The organism is Leucobacter faecis (assembly GCF_054456635.2).
The window spans coordinates 160,904-176,856 of sequence record NZ_JBTJEP020000006.1 but is presented as its reverse complement, the minus strand read 5'-3'; the positions used below and the strand labels follow the sequence as shown (position 1 = coordinate 176,856).

General features: G+C 63.5%; 13 protein-coding genes. 1 reads left to right on the top strand and 12 read right to left on the bottom strand.

Going from position 1 to position 15,953, the window contains the following annotated elements; genetic code table 11:
• From ACXR2T_RS07255 to ACXR2T_RS07235, 5 genes are all read right to left on the bottom strand, one after another.
• A partial coding sequence (locus ACXR2T_RS07255) for a Fur family transcriptional regulator (protein ID WP_489945505.1) occupies positions 1-146 on the bottom strand: 146 nt, incomplete at its 3' end.
• Positions 143-1,057, bottom strand: coding sequence for a metal ABC transporter permease (locus ACXR2T_RS07250; RefSeq protein ID WP_458838668.1), 915 nt, complete (start codon positions 1,055-1,057; stop codon positions 143-145). The genes ACXR2T_RS07250 and ACXR2T_RS07255, both read right to left, overlap by 4 nt.
• The gene (locus ACXR2T_RS07245) at positions 1,054-2,118 is read right to left on the bottom strand and encodes a metal ABC transporter permease (protein ID WP_458838673.1); all 1,065 of its coding nucleotides are present in this window, start codon (positions 2,116-2,118) and stop codon (positions 1,054-1,056) included. Before ACXR2T_RS07245 ends, ACXR2T_RS07250 begins: the two co-directional genes overlap by 4 nt.
• Entirely contained in the window at positions 2,118-2,900 is a 783-nt protein-coding gene (locus tag ACXR2T_RS07240; RefSeq protein ID WP_458838667.1) for a metal ABC transporter ATP-binding protein, read from the bottom strand. Before ACXR2T_RS07240 ends, ACXR2T_RS07245 begins: the two co-directional genes overlap by 1 nt.
• Positions 2,897-4,210: a metal ABC transporter solute-binding protein, Zn/Mn family gene (locus ACXR2T_RS07235; RefSeq protein WP_458838666.1), complete on the bottom strand. Its 1,314-nt coding sequence runs from the start codon at positions 4,208-4,210 to the stop codon at positions 2,897-2,899. Before ACXR2T_RS07235 ends, ACXR2T_RS07240 begins: the two co-directional genes overlap by 4 nt.
• A 93-nt stretch (positions 4,211-4,303) precedes the next feature.
• Between ACXR2T_RS07235 and ACXR2T_RS07230 the strand changes: the two genes are divergently transcribed.
• Positions 4,304-5,755 (top strand): amidase, encoded by a 1,452-nt coding sequence (locus tag ACXR2T_RS07230; RefSeq protein WP_458838665.1) that lies wholly within the window; start codon positions 4,304-4,306, stop codon positions 5,753-5,755.
• Here ACXR2T_RS07230 and ACXR2T_RS07225 read toward each other — a convergent pair.
• The 7 genes from ACXR2T_RS07225 to ACXR2T_RS07195 all read right to left on the bottom strand — a co-directional run bounded on the left by ACXR2T_RS07225 (position 5,745) and on the right by ACXR2T_RS07195 (position 15,938).
• Positions 5,745-6,569, bottom strand: a complete 825-nt coding sequence (locus ACXR2T_RS07225; RefSeq protein ID WP_458838664.1) for an RNA polymerase sigma factor — start codon at positions 6,567-6,569, stop codon at positions 5,745-5,747. The genes ACXR2T_RS07230 and ACXR2T_RS07225 overlap by 11 nt on opposite strands.
• Positions 6,570-6,818: 249 nt before the next feature.
• Positions 6,819-7,775: a class C sortase gene (locus tag ACXR2T_RS07220; protein WP_458838663.1), complete on the bottom strand. Its 957-nt coding sequence runs from the start codon at positions 7,773-7,775 to the stop codon at positions 6,819-6,821.
• Positions 7,776-7,879: 104 nt separating this feature from the next.
• The gene (locus ACXR2T_RS07215) at positions 7,880-9,367 is read right to left on the bottom strand and encodes a SpaH/EbpB family LPXTG-anchored major pilin (RefSeq protein ID WP_458838662.1); all 1,488 of its coding nucleotides are present in this window, start codon (positions 9,365-9,367) and stop codon (positions 7,880-7,882) included.
• 72 nt (positions 9,368-9,439) lie between these two features.
• Positions 9,440-12,046, bottom strand: coding sequence for a CshA/CshB family fibrillar adhesin-related protein (locus ACXR2T_RS07210; RefSeq protein WP_458838661.1), 2,607 nt, complete (start codon positions 12,044-12,046; stop codon positions 9,440-9,442).
• Positions 12,047-12,364: 318 nt separating this feature from the next.
• Positions 12,365-13,690 (bottom strand): Ig-like domain-containing protein, encoded by a 1,326-nt coding sequence (locus ACXR2T_RS07205; protein ID WP_458838660.1) that lies wholly within the window; start codon positions 13,688-13,690, stop codon positions 12,365-12,367.
• 99 nt (positions 13,691-13,789) lie between these two features.
• Complete coding sequence (locus ACXR2T_RS07200; RefSeq protein WP_489945504.1) at positions 13,790-15,073, bottom strand: RNA polymerase sigma factor; 1,284 nt, start codon at positions 15,071-15,073, stop codon at positions 13,790-13,792.
• 271 nt (positions 15,074-15,344) lie between these two features.
• Positions 15,345-15,938, bottom strand: coding sequence for an RNA polymerase sigma factor (locus ACXR2T_RS07195; protein WP_458838658.1), 594 nt, complete (start codon positions 15,936-15,938; stop codon positions 15,345-15,347).
• Between the last annotated feature and the right edge of the window lie 15 nt (positions 15,939-15,953).

Sequence of the window (15,953 nt, the reverse complement as noted above, 5' to 3'; positions counted from 1 at the left end):
AGCGCCCGATACACCGTTGCAAGCCCAATCGTGGAGCCCGCGTCGCGCAGCGTCTGGTGCAGCTGCTGCGCGCTCACAAACCCGTGTGCACTCGCGAGCGCGGCGCGCACCGCCTCCCGCTGCCACGTGTTGCGCCTCGGCTTCACGCGCCACCTCCCACTGTTGTACCCATCTGGTCTGTCACAACCGGCTGACTGGCCCGCTGCCGTTCTTGCCGCGGCCCTGACGCCACCATACCCGCGTGGGGGCGCGGCCCTTTGCTCCGGATCATGGCACCCCACCCCGCCCGCACCGCGAGCGCGAGCAAAAAGAGGCCCGCCATGGTGAGGCCGATCGCGCCGCCCGCGGCGACCGCGAATTCGCGCGAGAGCCAGAGGCCTAAGAGCCCACCTGTGACGCCGAAGGCGGCGGCGAGCGGCGGGATCCAGGTGGTGCGGGGGGCGAGCACGCGCGCCGCGGCGGCCGGGCCAATGAGCACCGCGACCCCCAAGATAGCGCCGACCGCGGGCATCGCGGCGACGACCGCGGCCGTGATGATCGCGGTGACCGCGAGCTCGACGGGCCAGGAGCGAAAGCCCGTCGCCGCGAACCCGGCAGGGTCGAACGTGTGAAACAGGATGCGGCGGCGAAACACTGCCGCTACTGCGAGCGTCGCGAGCAGCACCGCGGCGGTGACCAAAAGATCGGTGACCGTGACGGCGAGCGGTGAGCCGACGAGCAGGGCTTCGACCGGCACGCCGAGGCCGGGGTTGAGGCTCGCGAGCAGCGTGCCGAGCGCAAACCCAAAGGCGAGCACGATGCCGCTGGCGACCTGTCGGCCCTGGCCGGGTACGCGGGCGAGCGCCGTCATGAGCAGCACGAGCACGACCGCGAAGAGCGCCTGGCCGATGAGTAGGTTGTAGCCGGCGATCGCGAACACGACGCCGCCGGGAAACGTGGCGTGGCTGAGCGCGACCGCGAAGAAGGAGCGGCGGCGCAGCACGATGAGCGTGCCCGCGATGCCCGAGAGCAGTCCGAGCAGCGTGAGTTCGAGGGCGGCGAGCGCGAAGTAGCTCATGCGTGCCCCCGCCCTGCTGCGGCGCCCCGCTGAGCCGCGGCCGGCTGAGCCGAGGCCTGCTGCGCTGCGGTGGCCTGCTGCGCTGCGGCCTGCTGTGCGGTGCCAGCTCGGCCACGCGGGCGCACCCGGCGGCGGGAGCCCGCCGCGAGCCGCCACAGCACAGCGAGCGCGTAGAGCGCGACGAGCAGCAGCACGACGACCGCGCCCGGCGACACCGAGGCGTCGAGCCGCACCGACCAGTCAAACGCGAGCGAAAGGCCCGCGACACCCGCGAGAAGCGGGGTGACGATCGCGAGCGGAATCAGCCACGTGAACCGGCGCGTGATGAGCCGGGCGACCCCCATGGGCACGATCGTCAGCGCGATCACCATGAGTACGCCGAGCGCTTGCACTCCGGCGACGACGAGCAGCGCGACGGCGACCGACAGGGCGAGGTCGGTGCGCAGCACGTGCACACCCGCAGCCTCTGCCCCCACCCGGTCAAACGCACGAAACAGCTGCGCCCGCCCCGTCACCGCCACGACAGCGACCGCAAACAGTGCGACGAGGGCGATCTGCCACAGCTGCGCCTGCGTTACCGTGAGCAGGCGGCCAAACAAGAGCTCCTGCAGCTGCGACACATAGCTTTCTTGCCGTGACACGAGCACAACGCCCAGGCTAAACAGACCGGTGAGCACGACGGCGATCGCCGAGTCGGCGTCGACTCCGCCGCGGCGTTCAAGCACGGTGAACAGCACGGCCGCCACCACGGCCGCGACGAGCGCGCCGGGCAACACCCCCGCGGTACCGCCGAGGGCGGTACCGATGACGAGGCCAGGAAACACGGCGTGTACGAGCCCGTCACTCACAAACTCCAGGTCGCGAAAGCTCACAAACAACCCCACGATGCCCGCCGCGATCGACAGGATCACCACGGTTAAGAGCGCCCGCCACATGAACGGCAGCGAGAACACCCCCAGCGGGCCGAGCTCGACAAGCGGCAAGCCGCCGCCCGGCGAAGCCCCAAGAAGCACACCCCCGCCCGCGAACACGTCGCCCACAAGCACGCCCGCCTCCACCATCACTCGGTCTCCCGCGTCGTGGTGACGGTGTGCTGGTCGATCTCGACCGTGACGTCGTGAAACGCGTGCTGCACCGCACCCAGCGTGAGCGCGTCTTCGACGAGCCCAAACGAGGCGGGGTGACCGGGCTGCCCCGGGTGGTGCCCGCTCGAGAGCAACAGCGCGTGCGAGCACACCTGCTGCGCGATCTCGAGATCGTGCGTCGACACGACGACGGTGCGCCCCTCGCTCGTGAGCTCGCGCACGAGCTCGAGCAGTGTGTCACGGTTCTCGCGGTCGAGGCCGTTAAACGGTTCGTCGAGCAAGAGCAGCCGCGGGTTCGCGACGAGCGCGCGCGCCAAAATGCCGCGCTGCTGCTGCCCACCCGACAGCTCACCAAACAGGCGCTGCCCAAAAGCTGCAAGCCCTACCCGCTCGAGCGCGTCGTCGACCGCTCGGCGGCCCGCTCGCCCGATCGGCTTCAGCGGCCCGCGGCCGCGGTACAGGCCCATCGTGACGGCCTGCTTCAGCGAGGTCGGCAGGGTCGTGTCGCGCGTATCGGCCTGCGGCAGCGTGCCCACCCGACTGCGTGCCCGCTCGGGCGTCTGCCCCAGCACGAGCGCTGAGCCGGCGGTGCGCTCCGAGAGCCCTAGCAGCCCGCGCAGCAGCGTCGACTTGCCCGATCCGTTGGGCCCGATCAGCGCGACCGCCGCCCCCTCGGGCACCTCGAGCGTGAGGTCTTCGACGCGGCTCACTCCGCCGTAGCCAAACGCTGCGCCCGCGAGCGCGATCGCGGCGCTCATGCGCGCGCCCCGTACGGTGCTCGCTCAGGCTCGGCCGTCTGCTGCGCACCCGGCGCGGCGCCCGGCGTCTCGGCCCCCTCGGCCCGCGGGGCCTTGGCAGCCTGCGGGGCAAGCTCGGTGGGTAAGGGATCCGGATCAAAACCCCACGCCTCAAGCAACACGCGCGTATTGTGGGCGGTCGCGTGCAGATAGGTGCTCGCGCCCGAGCCCTGGGCGCCGAGCGCGTCGGCGTAGAGCGACTCGGCGTCGATGACGCGCACGCCAGCCTCGCGGGCGATGGTGCGGGCGAGCTTGGGGCTCATCGACGACTCGACGAAGATCGCGGGCACGCCCTGCGCCTTGATGCGGGCGACGAGCGCGTCAATTTCGGTGGCGCTGGGCTCTGCGTTGTCTTCAAAGCTCGGCAAGATGGCGCCCGCGAAGGCGATGTCGTAGTCGTGTAGGTAGTAGCTGAGCGAGTCGTGCCCGGTGACGAGCACGCGCTTGGCCTCGGGTACGCGCTTGAACTGGGTCGCAGCCCACTCGTCGAGCGCTGTGAGCTCGTCGACGTAGTGCGCGGCACGGTCTTCGTAGCTTAAGGCGTGCGCGGGGTCGGCGGCTTCGAGCCCCGCCGCAATCTCGGCGACCATGCCCTGGGAGTTACGCACCGAGGTCCAGATGTGCGGGTTGATGGGGCCGTGGTCGTGACCGTCGTGTGCGTCTTGGTCTTCGTGTGCGCTGGCGGCCTGGTCGTCGGTGTGTTCAGCGGTGTGCTCTGCAGTGTCTTCGTCGGTGTGCTCTGCAGTGTCTTCGTCGCTGTGCTCGGCGTGTTCGCCGCCGGCCGCGGCCATCTCTTCGCTGACGTGCGCCGCCTCATCGAGGTCGATGCCGTCGCTCGCGGTCACGATCTCACCTTGAAACCCCGAGGCCTCGATGGCGCTGTCGAGAAACGGCTCGAGACCTAAGCCGTTAGTCACGAGTACATCGGCCTGCGCGAGGGCGAGCAAATCGGCGGGGCTCGGGTCGAAGTGGTGGGCCGATGATCCGGGTTGCATGAGCCCGTGCAGCACGATGTCACGCGCACCGATCTCGTTCGCGAAGTCGGTGAGCTGAGTCGTGGTGGTGACGACGCGCAGCTTGCCGCCCGATCCGCTCGAGTCGCTGGTGCCACCCGCCGCGCCTGCGGCGTCGAGGCTCCCGCCCGCGCAGGCCGTGAGCGCGAATGCGGCGGCGAGCGCCGTTACCCCAGCAAGAATCTGGGCTGAGCGAGTCGTTGCACGAGCCGCGGCGCGAGCACCGGCGGTACGCGCGGTGCTGTTGAAGTTGAGCATGAAGTACTTTCTAAATGAGAATGACTCTCACTATATCCAATCATGAGAATCATTCGCAACAAGGTTGTGATGATGCGGCGATAGGCTGAGCACATGAGCGATACTCCCGTACACGCCACCGAACACGAGTCGTCACACGAGTTGCCGGAGTCTGCGTACGAGCTGCGCGAGGCCCTGCGCTACGGCGACATCTCCTCCCGCGAGCTGGTCGAGCGCTCCCTTGCCCGCATCGAGGCGCGCACAGACCTGGGGGCGTTCATCACCGTCACGGCCGAGAGCGCGCTCGCCGAGGCCGACCGCGCCGACCGCATTCTCGCGGCCGACCGCATCACGAGCGACCCGACCAACCACCACCCGGTGACGGGCACGCTCGAGTTTTCACCCCTGCGCGGCCTGCCGATCGCCCACAAAGACCTCGTCGACGTCGAGGGCGTGCCGACCACCTGGGGCTCCGCCGCGGTCGCGCACCCCGTCGCGGGCCGCGACTCCCCCGGCGTCGCGGCGCTGCGCAGCGCTGGCGCGATCTCGGTCGGCAAAACCCAGATTCCCGAGTTTGGTCTCAACGCCTACTCAGAGAACCTGATCGCGCCGCCCGCGCGCAACCCGCTCGACCCCACCCGCACCCCGGGCGGCTCGTCGGGCGGCATCGCGGCCGCGGTGGCCGCAGGCCTCGTGCCGGTGGCGCCCGGCAGTGACGGCGGCGGCTCGATCCGGATCCCAGCCCTGGCCTGCGGGCTCGTGGGCCTGAAGCCGGGCCTCGGCGCGATCGAAACCGACGTCGTGCAGGGCGAGGTTGACGAGTTTGGTGCGCCGCGTCTCGCGGTGTCGGGGCCGATCGCGCGTGATGCGCGTGACGCCGCGATGCTGTTTGATGCGATGCGCGGCAAGCGCGCCGAGCCGTCGGTGGCGGCGGTGCACGCGGCCGACGGACTGCTGGGGCTGCGCATTGGCGTAAGCTTCGCGTCGCCGTTTGAGAGCGCACACCCCACCCCCATTTCGCCCGAGGAGCAGGCCGCCGTCGAGACCGCGGCCGTCGTGCTCGCGGCCCGCGGCCACGACGTCGAGCTCGCCGAAATCGCGTACGATCCGCGGTATCCCGAGGTGTTTGGGCGCGCGTGGACCGCGAGCATGTCGCTCTTGCGGCTGGGCGCCGAGGGTGAGGAGAAGCTCACGGCGCTGTCGCGCGCGTTTCGCACGCGGGCACTCGAGCGCACGCTCGCCGAGCACCAGGAGGCAGCGGCCGAGCTCACCGAGATCGCGGCGGGCATGCGCGCCGCGTGGGGTGAGTACGACATCATTCTTACCCCGGGTCTCGCGTTCGCGCCGCCCCGGATCGGTGAATTCATGGCCCTCGATGCCGACGCCGACTACCAAATGCAGTGCGAGTGGACGCCGTTCACGTCGATGGTGAACGTCGCGGGGCTGCCCGCGATCGCGGCGCCCGTGCAGACGCTGGCATCGGGCCTGTCGGTGGGCGTGCAGATGATCGGCGAGATGGGCCGCGAGCCGCGGCTGCTGCAGCTCGCCGCGCAGATTATGGGGTAGTACGGTCGGCTGGGGTTTGGCCTTCTGGGCGGGCTGCGGCTAGTTGTCGATACGCTGTGGCCGCGTGACCAAATAGGGGCGTGAGCAGAACGTCGGGCAGGTACTCGTGCACGCGCTCGTAGCTGCCAGCGAGGACGAGGCAACGGGTGCAGGTTCCGGCGTGCTGCAGCGCAGCGGAATAGCTTCGCAGCGGCAGTACCCCTTGCACGTGCTGGCCGATGTGCTTTGTGAAGGAGCGGCATTCATCGGGCAAGGCCCCGCCGCTGCCCAAAAGCTTTGACACCCAGGTGCGGCGCAGCAGTGTGCGCGCAGCAGCGATCTTGCTGTCGAGCGCCGACTCGCTAATGCCGGTGAAGAGCGCGCACTCTGCGTGCGGCAGTGCATCAACATCGCGATACCAGAGCAGTTCTTGTTGCTGGGGTGGCAGGGCGAGGAACGCCGCACCCAGCGCGGTCGTTGCAGCCTCGGCCATGAGCTGAGTTTCACACCCTGCCGCTTCGCTGACGCCTTCTGGCCCGGTCGGCGTTTCGTCGCACGCTACCGACTGCGCTACCAGCACGAAGTGGCTGCGCACCGAGATGCGAGGCGTCACACCCGCTTGGAGGAGCTGCCACTGGAGCGCACGTACGCGCCCAAGCGTCTCGTCTGCGTCTGCAACGTCAGCAGCGTCCAGGGTCACTGACACCGCTTCGAGGTGTCGCTGCCACAGTTCATCAAATGCGGGCTCGGCGCCAGCTCGCGCACGCCGCACGAGCCACCGGTCTGCCGCCATATTCAAGCCTGCGGCGGGCAGCGCATTCATTACGAAGTTCATTGCGTACCTCATCTACATGAACACCAGAACTTGAGTGACACCTTGGGGTTTACATGCCTGGTCCGTTGGAAAAGTGCCGCTTGTCAGAACCCAATCGTGGCGCGAGAAATCAGGGGGGGGAGAGTTGATTTCTTGCATTGGGGACAAGCGGCACTCTTGAGATCGGCGGCATAAGAGTGCGCGCCAATCGGGCCACACGGATAGGACCTTCCAGGGGGGCGAAGAGTCCTATACCGGTGGCAGCCTAGGTCAGCCTTCGTTGGCTGAGGTCTGTGGTGCCCGGTTTCGAGGGTCGGTGTAGCCTGCGCGCCACACAAATGCGGCCGCGAGCAACACCCCCGCGCCAAAACCAACAGCCCACCAGGGAAACCCTGGGAGGATGGATGCGCGGCCGAGACTCGCGAGGTCTGCTGGCGGAGTCGGCGTGACCCGCTCACCCGTGACAAGAATACGGTGAGTATTGATGCCCAATGGCGTGCAGGTAACGAGTGTCACGAGGTCACGGCCAGGTTCTGCACGCAACGAGTCTGTCTCTTCTGGCGCAATCACCCTGGTTTCACGTACCTCGTAGGTGAGCACTTCACCAAAGGTTTCGATGGTGAACCTGTCGCCATTTTTGACGAGGTCAAGGTGGCTAAACATGGTCGACGTTGCGAGCCCGCGATGCGCGGTGATCACGGACCGGGTGCTTTCGCCACCGATGGGTAGGTGCGAGCCCTCGAGGTGACCAGCCCCGTTGAGTAGCGTGGCGTCTGACGTGCCGTGAAAGATCGGCAGGTCTACCTCGGCCGCGGGAAAGCGAATGCGTGCCATCATGCCTTCTCCGTTCGCGACGAGGGTTTGGTTGTAGTCAATTTCGGTTGTGGTGTTGCCAGAGCCGGTCGGAACACGGGCACCCGCCAGTAGATCTACTCCGGCGGTGAGTGCCTCGTTGTACATCTGCGCCTGCCCCAGCTGCGTCCCCGCGTCGGGGTTCACGAGATCAACTTCTTCTGCGTAGCTGCGCACGATCTTTGATTGGTTGTATGACGAGAACCACTGCGCGGTGCTCGGGTAGAGCGCCACACCGAGGCCAATAAGAACTACTACGGCGATAAACCAGGTGATGAGCGAAGGCCGCCAGCGTGTGTGACCAGCCTGAGTCGCCGTAGCCGTAGGCGCAGCTTGGGCCTCAGGGCGAGTCATAAGGCTGCCGTCGATGCTCACGTGATCTCCGTTGTGATGGGAAGGGGGCTGGGGGCTGGCCCGGTGCAAGCGGGCGAGTGAGCGTCGAAGAGGCCCACTCGCCCGCCTGCACCAAGGTGCAGCTACTAGACCGAAGCCTTGCGGCGACGGGTTGCAGCTACAGCGATACCGCCAGCTACGAGGGCGAGGCCGCCCATGATCAGTGCCGTCTGGCCTGCACCACCGGTGAGGGGCAGGTTGGGCACGGACTGCTTGGTGTTCTCGACAACGATGTCAGCGCCGGTCGAGGTGCCGGGAGCCACGGCGACTGCCGTGAACGCGTCGTCACCAGTCGGGGTTACGAAGCCGGTCGGGGCCTTCGTCTCCTTCACGAAGTAGCAGCGCTGTTCTGCCTTGTCGTTGGGGGTGTTGCTGGTGTCGGTGACGTAGAGACCTGCAACGTTGGCGATGCCACCGGCGATCGTCGTGAACTCGGTTTTGCCAGCAACGTCGACCGGGCCTGCGCCGGGCGTGGTGGTCGAGCAATCGGCTGCGTACGGGTCGCTTGACTCGTACACCTCGAAGGTTGCGCCTTCGAGACCCTTGGTGGTGTCGTCTGCGTCGACCTTGCTGATGTTCAGGTCGCCCCATGACGAGGTGACCTCGTTCGAGGGCACGCCTTCGCCGTCCTGGTTCGGATCGTTGACGAACAGGTTAGCCGTGTTCTTGATGACGCCGTCGTTGCCGGGAGCGGTGCCGAGGCTTTCAACAACACCCGAGAAGACAACTTCAATCGTCTTGCCGATGTTTGCGTTGATCTGCGCCACGTCAACAACCGCGGCGAGCGCGTTGCCCGTACCCGTGACAGTGAAAGGAACATCTACGCCGTCGATCTTCACCGACTCGACCGTTGCGCTACCGAGGCGCGCGTCGAGCGTATCCGAGATGATAAACGAGGTGTACGGCGCCCCGTCGGGCAGCGGGTTGATCGTCGTCGAAACCGGGAACTTCACGGTCGCGCCCAGGCCGTAGCCGTCAGGTGCGCTCACGGTCTTCTCAACCTTGTTGAGCGTGTTCTTGGGGAACACGTTCACGTCGTACAGCCACTCACCCGCGTACGGTGACGGCACGGTCACAATGAACGGGGCCGAACCAACTGTGGCTCCGTCGGGCAGCGTGGTCTCGCACACCAGGTATGCGCCGATGGTCAGTCCGTCGAAGGTGGCGAGGCCGCCGCCTGCGGTGGTCTTCTCGCCGAGTGAAGCACCCAGGGTTTCGCCGGGAACTTCGCAAACACCGCTGGCGTTGACCTGGCCGGCCAGCGCACTGACGTCATCCCAGTCTCCTGCGTCGGTTAGGTCGACGCTGGTGATGGGCCAGGCGGTGAAGCCTGCGCCATCGATTGCAGCACCGCCGTTGAACGCGCCAGTCTTGGGGTTGCCCTCGTTGGCGGGATCGATGGTTTCGTGCTTGTGGATGATGATCGAACCGTCAGTCACCGACGTGTCGATGTCTCCGGCTGCAGCATCCGTAGCGTTTGCAGTAGTGGTCGCGGCGAGCATTCCGGCGAGGCCGAGTGCAATCGCACCGCCTGCCGCGAGCACTCGCGTGCCGCGATTTTTACGCACAGTCATGGTGTGTTCCTTTCGGTGGTATCCACAGTTCGGGGGTGTGGAAATTAGTGGGTAAGTCGTAACTGTTGGGACTTAAGAGATGAGCTCGAAGTCGCCGCGCTTCTTGCGCAGTCGAATCAAGATCAGCGTGGCTGCGATCAACGTCGCGCCGCCTGCGCCGAGCAGGAAGGCATGTTCACCCAGTCCACCCGTTAGGGGGATCGCGGGCACTTCTTGCTGGTCGTTGACGATGGTGCCGAGGTCGACGATGCCGTCCTCGTCCCATTCGGCGGCAGAGATTGTCACGTCGATGGGATCCTCGAGCAGCTTGTAGCCAATCGGAGCCTTAGTCTCGTAGAGCTTGTAGGCCCCGGGCATGAGCTTCTTCACGTGGAGTTCGCCCGCCGCAGGGTTGACGTCTGCGCCGGCCGCATCACAGTCAATAGCATCGGCTTCGTCACAGTCGACAACGGGGATCTCTTTGTTATTAAGCTCTGCACCGTTCTCGTCGAGCGGCACGAGGCGCCACGCTGAACCCGACAGCGTTGCGTCGCTACCGTCTACCTTCTGCCAGGTAAGGCCCGGCTTCAGAACGGGAACCGTGACCTCGGCGCAGGTCTCTGCGGCTTTCTCATCGGCCGTGCAAACAGGCGTGGTTCCGTCACCGACAAACGCAACATTTCGCGCGTTCTCGTTTCCACTGACGCCCATCGTGACCGAGTAAGTGAGAGTGACTTCTCCATCTTTCGCGAGCGGGCCGGTCCAGCTGAGGCGAGGCTCGGTGTAGTCGAGCGTGCCACCTGCAACACTTGCTGTCGCGTCGTCAGCATAAGTACCGTTATCAATCACGTCTGAGAGGTCATCGGTGACGACCGCCGGGTTGTCTTCGGTGAAGACGCCCGGGCCTGAGTTCTTTGCTGTCACCGTGTAGGTAACAACATCACCGGCGACAACACCTTCGGTCTTGTCAGCACTCTTTGTGACGGTGAGTTTGGGCAGCTTGAACTCGGTACACGATACGTCACCGGTCGTTTCACCAGGCACACAATCATCAGGATCGGGTGTCGACATATCAGGATCCTCGGGATCCCCGACGAACGCAATGTTCTTTGCGATGCGATCGCCGCCGTCCTTCACTTTCAACGTGTATGTGAGAGTGACGGACTCTCCGGCCGCAAGAGGACCATTCCAGGTAATACGTTTGGTTGCGGGATCAAACATGGCAGGGTCGGGTACTGAATCTGGATCAGTGGAAGCAACTGCAATAGTCGTTACATCAAGATCAGCGTCATCCAACACGCCAGTCAAGTCGTCAACAATACTCGCCATATAAGAGGCGGAAAAAGAAGCGGCGCTATCGTTCTTGGCAGTTATCGAATAGCTGACCGTATCACCAACTCGGGTATCGGCAGTAGCATCCGACGTTTTCTGCACTGCAAGCGAAGGGAACTCTATTTCTAGCGGATAGTCTTCAATTTCACCGTCCATGGACATCCCCACAGGCGAGCCAATTTCTGCAGGATTGCTAGCAATCCTTAGCCGAAGGAAAGTCGAGCCTTCCTTCGAGTCTGCAGGAACCTCCCACTCGAGGCTCACGGACTCATCAGCGCACTCAACCGTGTTTGACTTCTCACCTGCGTCGAAAACACCGTTACTGTTCCAATCGATCCACCCGGCGATGAATCCCGTTCCAGTACAAGCAACGTCACTCAACGTGTACTCGCCACCCGGAGTGACTGGAAGAGTTCCTGGCATGGAAACTGCGTCATCTCCACCATCAGCCAAGGCGTCTGCGCTAATGTGCGGCTGGCTGTCGGCCGTGATCGAAGTACCAAGCATTAACCCAGGATTAACAGGAACGCCCAAAGCAAATGAAGAGTTTGAAACCGGCGTATTACCGACGGGCACTTCGCCACCACTCCAAAGTGGTTGCATGAGTGCCCCGGCCACACCATAGCTAGAAGGTGCATCACCGAAATCAGTCATGAGTACAACACCGATCGCGACAGCGCTAACGCCGACGCCTTTAGTGGTCACTCGACCGCTCGTTGAACCTTCAGCAAAAGCCACCGCCATTGGGCCCGAACCATTGCAGTTCGGACCGTTGGGGGAAAGTGTAAGTTCTCGATTTTGCGAAAGCCCAGCAACTGTCGATGTCGTACACCCAACCCGATGTCTGTCAATGATTCGCCAAGCGTCATTCTCGCCGTTACTGGGAGCAAATTTGATATATTCACCGCCTGCCTGGTTTGTGCTCGCTTCGGCATCAGCGATGACCAACCCTTGTAGTGGGACGGGAATCCCATCAAAAGTCGCAGCACATTGAATATCGAATCCAACGGTCGCCCCTTGAACAACATTGGCTAGACCAGCCACAAGTTGGTTCTGGTTTCCGGTCCCACCTATGTTGTAAAGGTCGTCGAGCCCATCCCCTGCATACCCTCCTGGTCGATATGTTTGGATCGCACCGCTCACAGAGGAGACTGTGCATTCAACGACGAGCGATCTCCCATCAATGAGCCGGGTAGATGAGCGCGTCATCCCGTTGGAGAGCCGCTGACCAGCTGTCTCCCAGTTGATCCAGTCGATGGAGTCTTTATACAAGCCAGTTCCTCCAGTCGCAAAATCTGCATGCGACGGAGAACTGTCTTGACCAAAAGCAACGATGCCTGATCCGATCAATGCAGCTGCAATAGCCATGACGCCAAGCTTTCGCGCAACAGGCCGCAACGTTGGACGTGCCGCGCCCCTCGTACGAATGGTCTGCTCAGCGCCGACCTTCGTCAGAGCGAGCTCGACGTTTGACTGCCCGCGTTCAGCTTCACGTCCCCCGCGAGATCTACTTCGCAATCGATTCAACATCGACTCCCCTTCTTTTGCTTCCTCATTCACACGCGCTCTGGCCCGCGCAGTTGCACGCAGTTCTGGTGAGCTGCAGAGAGGACGTGGTGACGGCTGGGAATCTGTCGCTGAGCTGATTTCACCGGCGTGTCGCGGGCGGGAACGTGGGCGATGCGGTCAGCTACGTGCCTTGTGTGCCCTTGCAATCCGACAGTTCGCGGTTACCAATACACCGCCAAGTAGCAAGGCTCCTGCGCTGAGCAGAAGGCCCCCAATGTCAAGTGAGTACGGAGCATCAAGTTCTAAGGTCTTGGCCACAGACACTCCTCGAGCCTCCTGCGGCACTGGCCCAGCCGCCCCAGTCGATGAAGTGAGCACGGCAGCTTCCGGGAGCACCGCCTCTATGGGCGCAGGGCTTTGCTGCAAGTTTGCTCTTTGGGGGCGCACTCGCTCAACCACATCAACCTGTGCAGCGCTCTCGGGCCGCGCTTCTTCCTTCTCTGCAACCGGCGGCGACTTCGGCGTCTCTGTAGGCGGCAGGCCCGGCTCTTCTGGCCTTTGCGTGGCAAGAACTTCGATCGTCATGGAGCTTTCGGCGCTCTGCCCACTACTGTCACGCACTCGATAGGCGATCACGTCGGTTGCCTCAGTTATTCCAGCCACAGGGGTGAACGCGGCCGATCCGGTTTGCGCGTTGACTTGCCAAACTCCAACGCCGGTATTGACCTCAGTCATTTCCTGCCCATTCACCACGAACCTGAGCGATTGAGGCATCATTGATGCGCCCTCACCCGCTTGATCGTTCGCAAGCGGAGTGAGCGTAACCGCTTCTCCTGGCATCGCCTGAGCTTGATCTGGTTGCAACGCCAACGCGGGAGTTTCTAGCCGCATCGACAAATTGTCGACGGCACCGTCGTTCGCGCCAAAGGTCGCGATCGTGCTGACCGTAACTTCAACGCTGCGTACACCTGGCGCTAGCGCTACGACTTCATCGAAGCCAACAAACCCAGACACCCCGCCACGAGCAGCGGCATAGACCGGACCAAACTGCACACTGTGAACGCTGCTTCCGAGCGCATCAAAGAACTCGAAAACGACGGTGGCGCTGTCATCTTGAGCCGCGAAACCCCCTACGAACGCAGAGATCGCTGCCCTCGTCGCGCCGTTATCAATCGCGTCGGCGGCCGGGCTCACATCGACGACCTGCGTTGAGTTAGATGCAGCTCCCGCTCCAACAAACAGGTTGGCGCCGCCATCAAACGTTTCACCCGTGAGACCGTTCGTGTCAACAATGACCGACTCTGGGTAACCGTTGACGCCATGCTGAAACACGTCCAGTCCTGCCGTCCAGCCTGTCGAGTTCCCTGCCTCCGCGCCGCCATTGACGATGAGCTCACCTGAAAGCAACTCTGAGTTCTCGTATACGGCAACTTGAGCCCCTGTCGCTCCCAGCGCAGGGGCCGCCAACCACACCCCCGAAATTAACGTAGCGATCAACCCCATAGCCAGGGTTACCGTGCGAGTAGCCAATGCTTTATGCCGCAGAGCACGTTCGGCTCGCTTCTCTTTGACCGAACCATTGCTCAAAGCGCTCAACACCAGTCAGTTCCATTCCCCAGTGGCACTGGCGCGAAACGCGTCGCGGCCAGCTCCCCCGCTTAACTCCAGCGTCAGCGTGCCCGTATCTGCCGTGTGCAGGTCAAAGACGAGCGATGTCCCACCCGATGCGCCCGGCGGAACCTTACATTTGACCGCAGTCGACGCAGCACTGCAATCGAGGTGGGAAGGCCAGGTCACTATCTCATTGCCCGCCGACACCTCCAGCCGCACGCTGTCTACATGCGATTGGCCAGATCCCCCTGCATCAAAACTGGCGGTCAAGGTTCTACTGCTCTCACCTGGCCCTCCGCTCAGGTCAGCATTGAACGCTTCACCCAGCGGGCTCTGTTCGAGCTGATTCCCCTGTAACCGCATCGTTTCAGGGCCGCTCGGCTGCGTCAGAAGCGACCCGGCAAGCACGACAACACCAGTGGCAAGCAGCACGAGCCCGCCCGCCAAGGCTTTCTTCGATCCGAACTGCCGAATCATGGCACCCGCGACCGGCGCAGTGACGGCGGTACGCGTTGACGGCGTCAACGTTTGCGATTGCGCACTGACATCTGTGATCGGTTGAGGCAGAGCAGCGCTGGCCTCTGGCAGAAGCGCCAAGCCTGCAGACGCCCGCTGTGAAAACTGAGCAACGACAAACAGTGGCACAACGCCGAGCAGCGCGCCGACGGCCGCAAACCTGCGCCAGTTCGACGTGCAGTCTTCGCAATCGTGGGCGTGCTCTAGCGCGGGCCCCTGCTTTTCGTGCTGTTCCAGCGAATCATGGATCTGAGTGGGTAGCTTGTGCGCGAACTCCGCGCACTCCAGGCTGCCGCTCGACAGGTATTCGATGAGCAGCGCACGCCGCAACGAAACTTTAGCTCGTGCAAGGAGGTTTGAGATCGCTGGTGCCGGGCGCCCCAAACACTCAACCAGATCCGCTGGTTTAGCGCCGTTCACGAGCACCTCTGCGAGCACGACCCTGTGGTCATCACTCAACGTCAGAAAAGCGTGCTGCACCGCCTCACACTCGAAGATCAGATCCGGGCTAAAGGATTCCTCTTGCGCCGGCTCCTGCGGGGTGGCTTCAAGATCGTCTAACGATCGAACCCTGGACCGCGGTGATCGCAACCTGTCAATGTAGGCGTGACGGATACTCACGACCACGTAGGCTCTGGCATTGCGATCGGGCCCCTTGCCAGCCTGCCACAGCTCAACGAGCCGAACAATTGCGTCTTGCACCAGGTCTTCCGCGTCAGACTGATGCTGAGCCTGCACAAGTTTTCTCGTCGCAGCCATCCAGTAGCTTACGCAGCCAGCAATGAACCTGCTTCCAGCTTCAAGATCACCCGAGTTCGCACGCGTTGCGAGTTCTTCAAGTTGCTCCGCTGATTCTCTCGTTGCTCCCAAACTATGCCCCCATGTTGTCCGCAGTCTTCACGCACCGAAGAAGCAGCATCGCCTGCCCCGCAGGGGCTACTTACACAAGTGCGCATGGAGGGGACGAGTCTGCGCACCGAATCTGTCGGCGGCGGCCTACAGCGGCGAGTCGCGCATTTTCGATGTTCGTTTACCGACGAAGCTCGACGTATGCATTTCTGCTCCACTCTTCGCGGAATGCGCGTTTTGCGCGAGACAAGAGGTTCGAAATTGCCGGCGCACTGCGCCCCAGCTGCTCCACTAAAGATGCTGGCTTCAGCCCGTCCATCAGGACCGCCTCAAGCACGGCCCTGTGGTCATCACACAACTTGGTGAGCGTGCGTCTCACCTGTTCGCGCTCGTATAGGTCATCAATTTCCACTGGCGCCACCGCGAGGTCTAATCCCGGCTCCTCCGCTTCGTCCAATGACCCCACTCGAGAGCGAGGAGAGCGCAAGAGATCGATGTATGCATGCCGAATTGTGACCATGACGTACGCACGAACATTGCGAGCAGGCCCCCGCCCGCCTTTCCACAGTTCGAGCAGTTTCAAGACTGCGTCTTGCACGAGGTCTTCAGCCATGCGCTGATGACAGGCGTAGACGAGCTTTCTGGTTGCTGCAATCCAATATGTATTGTTCGCAGCCAGAAACTCTGTCGCAGCTGCGCGGTCCCCTGCATTAGCGAGCCGCGATAATTCTTCCAGCCGCTCAATGTACTCGCGCCGCTTTGTTCTCCATGGCATGTTTGGCCTCCCCTG

Excerpts from the sequence above, each read along its gene's own strand:
- ACXR2T_RS07250 (WP_458838668.1), bottom strand. The coding sequence starts at position 1,057 with ATGAGCTACTTCGCGCTCGCCGCCCTCGAACTCACGCTGCTCGGACTG.
- ACXR2T_RS07245 (WP_458838673.1), bottom strand. The coding sequence starts at position 2,118 with ATGGTGGAGGCGGGCGTGCTTGTGGGCGACGTGTTCGCGGGCGGGGGT.
- ACXR2T_RS07240 (WP_458838667.1), bottom strand. The coding sequence starts at position 2,900 with ATGAGCGCCGCGATCGCGCTCGCGGGCGCAGCGTTTGGCTACGGCGGA.
- ACXR2T_RS07235 (WP_458838666.1), bottom strand. The coding sequence starts at position 4,210 with ATGCTCAACTTCAACAGCACCGCGCGTACCGCCGGTGCTCGCGCCGCG.
- ACXR2T_RS07230 (WP_458838665.1), top strand. The coding sequence starts at position 4,304 with ATGAGCGATACTCCCGTACACGCCACCGAACACGAGTCGTCACACGAG.
- ACXR2T_RS07225 (WP_458838664.1), bottom strand. The coding sequence starts at position 6,569 with ATGAACTTCGTAATGAATGCGCTGCCCGCCGCAGGCTTGAATATGGCG.
- ACXR2T_RS07215 (WP_458838662.1), bottom strand. The coding sequence starts at position 9,367 with ATGACTGTGCGTAAAAATCGCGGCACGCGAGTGCTCGCGGCAGGCGGT.
- ACXR2T_RS07210 (WP_458838661.1), bottom strand. The coding sequence starts at position 12,046 with ATGGCTATTGCAGCTGCATTGATCGGATCAGGCATCGTTGCTTTTGGT.
- ACXR2T_RS07205 (WP_458838660.1), bottom strand. The coding sequence starts at position 13,690 with ATGGGGTTGATCGCTACGTTAATTTCGGGGGTGTGGTTGGCGGCCCCT.
- ACXR2T_RS07200 (WP_489945504.1), bottom strand. The coding sequence starts at position 15,073 with ATGGCTGCGACGAGAAAACTTGTGCAGGCTCAGCATCAGTCTGACGCG.
- ACXR2T_RS07195 (WP_458838658.1), bottom strand. The coding sequence starts at position 15,938 with ATGCCATGGAGAACAAAGCGGCGCGAGTACATTGAGCGGCTGGAAGAA.